At 64.4% G+C, this 5,134-nt stretch carries 3 protein-coding genes; 1 reads left to right on the top strand and 2 read right to left on the bottom strand.

Annotation, left to right across the window (positions count from 1 at the left end):
* Window positions 1-2,251 (top strand): EAL domain-containing protein (locus QZ213_RS24350; RefSeq protein ID WP_291688630.1); only part of this gene is annotated, 2,251 nt, incomplete at its 5' end.
* Here QZ213_RS24350 and QZ213_RS24345 read toward each other — a convergent pair.
* Window positions 2,248-3,582 (bottom strand): S41 family peptidase, encoded by a 1,335-nt coding sequence (locus tag QZ213_RS24345; protein WP_291688629.1) that lies wholly within the window; start codon window positions 3,580-3,582, stop codon window positions 2,248-2,250. The two genes, QZ213_RS24350 and QZ213_RS24345, sit on opposite strands and share 4 nt — an antisense overlap.
* Before the next feature lie 83 nt (window positions 3,583-3,665).
* Window positions 3,666-4,838 carry an NADH:flavin oxidoreductase/NADH oxidase gene (locus QZ213_RS24340; protein ID WP_291688628.1) on the bottom strand — a complete coding sequence of 391 codons (1,173 nt, stop codon included), beginning with the start codon at window positions 4,836-4,838 and terminating at the stop codon, window positions 3,666-3,668.
* Window positions 4,839-5,134 lie beyond the last annotated feature (296 nt).

Here is a 5,134-nt window from a genome sequence, read left to right as displayed (position 1 = left end):
GCCCGACATGCTGATCGAGCCGGTCTACAGCCGGATCACCGGCCTCTGGACCACCGTGATCGCGCGCAAGATTGCCGGGCCGCACGGCGAATTCCTCGGCGCCATCGGCAGGGGCATAGAGCCGGCCAACTTCGAAAAATTCTTCGCAAGCCTTTCGCTCGGAGACGGCGCCGCGATCGCGATGTTCCATCGCGACGGGACGCTGCTGGCCCGTTATCCCCACATGGATACGATGATCGGGCAGAATTTCGCCGATGGTCCATTCTTCCAGAATGTTCTGTCGAAGGCCGACCACGGGTCCCTGCGTCTGACCAGTCCTGTCGATGGTCAGGACCGGCTGGGCGCGGCTCGCGCGCTGAACGACTTTCCGATTGTGGTGATCGCGACGACGACGGCTACGGCCGCGCTGGCCGATTGGCGCGCCCAAATCCGGTTCCTGATCGCCGCGGCCGCCCTCGCGATGCTGGTGATCACGGCGATGCTGTATCTCGTCGTGCGCAAGCTGGCGCAACAGCACCGGTTGTCGGAACAACGGCTGCGGCTGGAAAAGCAACGTCTCGATACCGCCGTCAACAACATGACGCAGGGCCTGCTTCTGTTCGATTCGTCGCAGCGGCTCGTCATCTGCAACCAGCGCTATATTGAGATGTACGGCCTGTCGGCGAGGGTCGCGAGGCCGGGCGCCACATTCCGTGAGGTCATCGCGCACCGCAAGGCCACCGGGACGTTCGTGGGCGACGTCGACCTGTACTGTTCCCGTGTCCTGCGCGACATCGGGCTCAGACAAACCATGACCATCGAGACACCCGACGGGCGCTCGATCCAGGTCGTCAACGAACCGCTGGGCGATGGCGGGTGGGTGGCGACCCACGAGGATATCACCGAGCGCACCCGCGCCGAACAGCGCATCACGCATCTCGCGCATTACGATGCGCTGACCGATCTGCCGAACCGCGCCCTCTTCCACGAGCGGCTGAAGACGGAACTGCCGAATGTGGTCCCGGGTGAGCAATTGGCGGTGCACTACATCGACATCGACGAATTCAAGAGCGTCAACGACTCGCTCGGCCACCTGATCGGCGATGAACTGCTGAAGTCGGTCGCGGTAAGCCTGAGCCGGTGCGTCACGGCTCCGGATTTCGTCGCGCGGCTCGGCGGCGACGAATTCGCCATCGTCCAGACGGCGGTCAAATCCGCCGCCGACGTCACCGATCTGGTCGACCAGGTCTTCGCTGCGATCCGAGAGCCGTTCGAATGTCTCGGTCACCAGCTGACCGCGGATGCCAGCATCGGCATCGCGCTCGCTCCGGAGCACGGCGTCGATCTCGACCAGATTCTCAAGAACGCGGATCTGGCGATGTATGCCGCCAAATCGGCGGGACGCCGGACCTATCGTTTCTTCGAGCCCGCCATGGACGCGCAGGTCAAGGCCCGCCGCAAGCTCGAACTGGACCTGCGCCAGGCCATCGCCGACGAGGCGCTGGAGGTGTATTACCAGCCCTGCGTCAGCCTCGCCGACAACGGCATCACCGGCTGCGAAGCGCTGCTGCGCTGGCGCCATCCCGAACGGGGCATGATCTCGCCCGCCGAATTCATTCCGATCGCGGAAGAGACCGGCTTGATCAACCAGCTCGGCGAATGGGTGCTGGCGACGGCCTGCGCGGAGGCCACGAAGTGGCCCGACGAGATCAGGCTCGCGGTCAACGTTTCGCCGGTGCAGTTTCGCAGCGGCACGCTGGCACTGAAGATCGTCGCGGCGCTGGCGGCGTCCGGCCTGCCGGCGAGCCGGCTCGAACTGGAGATCACGGAGGCCGTGCTCATCCGCGACGACGATACGGCGCTTGCCATTCTGCACCAGCTTCGCGGCATCGGGGTGAGAATAGCGCTCGACGATTTCGGCACCGGCTATTCCTCGCTGAGCTATTTGCAGCGTTTTCCATTCGACAAGATCAAGATCGACCGCTGCTTCGTCAACGACATCGCCGAGCCCGGAGGATCGTCCTGCATCGTGCGGGCGGTGGTCAATATCGCCGCCGAACGCCACATGACGACGACGGCCGAGGGCGTCGAGACCCAACAACAGCTGGAACTGCTGCGCGCGCTCGGCTGCTCGGAAATGCAGGGCTATCTGTTCAGCCCGCCGAAACCGGCCGCCGACATCCGCCAACTGATGCTCGCGCGCCGCGACCGGCGGTCCTCACTGCCGCCGAGCCCCGGCCGCAAGCGCCGGCGGCTTCCCTCGACCGCCTAGTTCGGAACCGTCGCCTTGGGCGCCGGCGGCACATCCGCATTGACCATGACGCCGTGCAGGAAGTTGTAGGCAACGGCGAGCGCCTTGTCGTCCTTCTCACTGGGCGGAACGTAGGACTGCGAGCCCGTCGCCTCCGCGCCTTCCGCGGCGAGGTGGCCGCGCATCGACGCCTCGCCCTTCAGTTCGGCACGGTCCTTCAGTTCGTCGGGTACGGTTTGCAGCACCTCGATATCGGGCTTGACGCCCTGCGCCTGGATGGAATGACCGGACGGGGTAAAGTAGCGTGCCGTCGTCAGCGCCAGCGCGCCGTTGCCGCTCCCGAGCGGGATGATGGTCTGTACCGAGCCCTTCCCGAAGGAACGGGTGCCGATCAGCGTCGCCCGCTTGTGATCGTGCAACGCGCCGGCCACGATTTCGGAAGCCGAGGCCGCGCCGCCGTTGATCAGAACGACCAGCGGCTTGCCCTTGGTGAGATCGCCGCCGTGCGCGGTGAAGCGCTGGGTTTCCTCGGGCGTGCGGCCCCTGGTCGAGACCACCTCGCCGCGTGCCATGAAAGTCGAGGACACCGAGACCGCCTGATCGAGCAATCCACCGGGGTTGTTGCGGAGATCGACGACATAGCCAGCGAGCTTGTCCTGCGGAATCTGCTTTGAGATATCGGCGATCGCCTTTTGCAGGCCGTCGGTGGTCTGCTCGTTGAACGAGGTGATCCGGATATAGCCGATGTCGCCGCCTTCGGTGTGGAAAGTGACCGGACGCACGCGGATGATCTCGCGCTTGACGGTGACCTCGATCAGCTTGTCCGCGCCCTTGCGCTGGATCTTGAGCTTGGTCTGGGTATCGACCGGACCCTTCATCTTGTTGACGGCCTGCTCGAGCGTCAGCCCCTGAACCTGGTCGTCGTCGATCTGGGTGATAAGGTCGCCGGAGAGAATGCCGGCCTTCGCCGCGGGCGTGTCGTCCATCGGTGCGACGACCTTGACCAGGCCGTTCTCCATCATGACCTCGATCCCGAGCCCACCGAACTCGCCGTGGGTCGTCTCCTGCATGTCCTTCCAGGCCTTGTCATTCATGTAACGCGAATGAGGGTCCAGCGCGGTGACCATGCCGTTGATGGCGCCTTCGACCAGCGCGCTGTCGTCGGGCTTCTCGACATAGTCGGCCCTCACCCGCTCGAACACCTCGCCGAACAGGTTTAGCTGCGAATAGGCGTCAGCGCCCACCGCGGCCCTGGCGATGCTGACCGACAGCGCGCCCTGGGGCGTTGTGACGAGCAAGGTCAGGCACGCGCCCGCCGCCGCACCGAGTATAAACAGGATATTCTTGCGCATCGCTCGAAGGACCTTCTCGCTCGGTTGCTGCCCGCCACGGATCATATTTCAGTGTCTTGCCCTACGCTGAATCCCGGCCAGAATCACAACACCTTTCCGGTATCTTTGAGGCCGTTTTGCCAGGTTGACGGCATTGTTCCGAAACCGCGCTTGGCCCGGGTGCCCAGCCACCAGCCGAACTGCGGTGGTACGGTTCGAAATGGCCCCTCGATGCCCAGTTTCAAGGCAGCATCCATCGGCCAGTTCGGATTGTTGAGGATTTCGCGCCCGACCGCAATCAAATCGGCTTGTCCGTCCCGCAGGATCTGCTCAGCCTGGTCGCCATGGATGATCAGGCCGACCGCCATGGTCATGATATCGGCATGGTGGCGGACATATTCGGATAGCGGAACCTGGTAGCCAAATTTGATTTCCTTGCCCAGAATCGGTGCCTGGTCGGTGATGCCGCCGGAAGAGCAGTCGATGACGTCGATGCCTTTGGGCTTGAGGATCTTCGCCAGCCGCGCGCTCTGCTCCGGGCCCCACCCGGCGTTGTCTTCCACCGAGAGCCGCAGGAACAAGGGCTTGTCGTCGGGCCAGTGCGCGCGCACCGCTTCGGTGATCTCGGTGATGAAGCGCATCCGGTTCAGTTCGGAACCGCCATATTCGTCGGTGCGCTGGTTGGAGCGTTCCGACAGGAACTGGTGCACGAGATAGCCGTGGGCGCCGTGAAGCTCCAGCACATCGAAGCCGGCCTCGCGGGCACGCCGCGCCGCGTTGCCCCAGGCCTGCACGAGGTCCTTGACCTCCCGGCGCCCCAGCGCCTTCGGCACCGGCCATTTCTCGCTATGCGCGATCGCGCTCGGCGCCACCGGCTGCCAGGCGTCCCAGTCCTCGACCTCAGGAGTTTGTTTCAAGGGTCCGTCGCCTTCCCAGGGACGGTTGGCGCGCGCCTTGCGTCCGGAATGGCCGAGCTGGATGCCGGCGACCGCGTTCTGCTGCTTGATGAACTTGACCAGCCGCTTGAGCGGCACGACGAAGGCGTCGTCCCAGATGCCGAGATCGCCGACGGTGCCGCAGCCGCGGCGTTCGACCTTGGTCGATTCGACGACCACGAGGCCGGCGCCGCCGGCCGCGAATTTTCCCGCGTTCATCAGGTGCCAGTCGGTCGGAAAGCCCTTGATCGCGGAATACTGATGCATCGGCGGCACCACGATGCGGTTCTTCAGCTCGACGCCGCGGATGGTCAGCGGTGAAAACAGCAGCGTTCCGGACATAAGTGATTTCCTCGTTCGGCGGCGGACGGCGCTGTCCCGGCACCCGCAGGGCGCTGTCTTCTTACCGCAACGATATACACGCCGGGGCAATGCGGCAAAGCCGGAATACCCCCGGTTTGATGTCTAATTTGTAATGGGAGGCATTCGAATCCGGCGCTCCCAATGATGGCTAAACACGACTTCGCATTCTCGCGGCGCGAGACGCCCGAGTAATGCCAGAACCTTCCGCCCCCAGAGAGGGCGTGGGGAATGCCGGGTGCCCAGTGCACCCGCAGCCTCGTGTGCGAAGTGGTAGT

The organism is Bradyrhizobium sp. (genome assembly GCF_017881085.1).
Taxonomy (GTDB): Bacteria; Pseudomonadota; Alphaproteobacteria; order Rhizobiales; family Xanthobacteraceae; genus Bradyrhizobium.
This window is presented reverse-complemented; position numbering and strand designations above follow the sequence as displayed.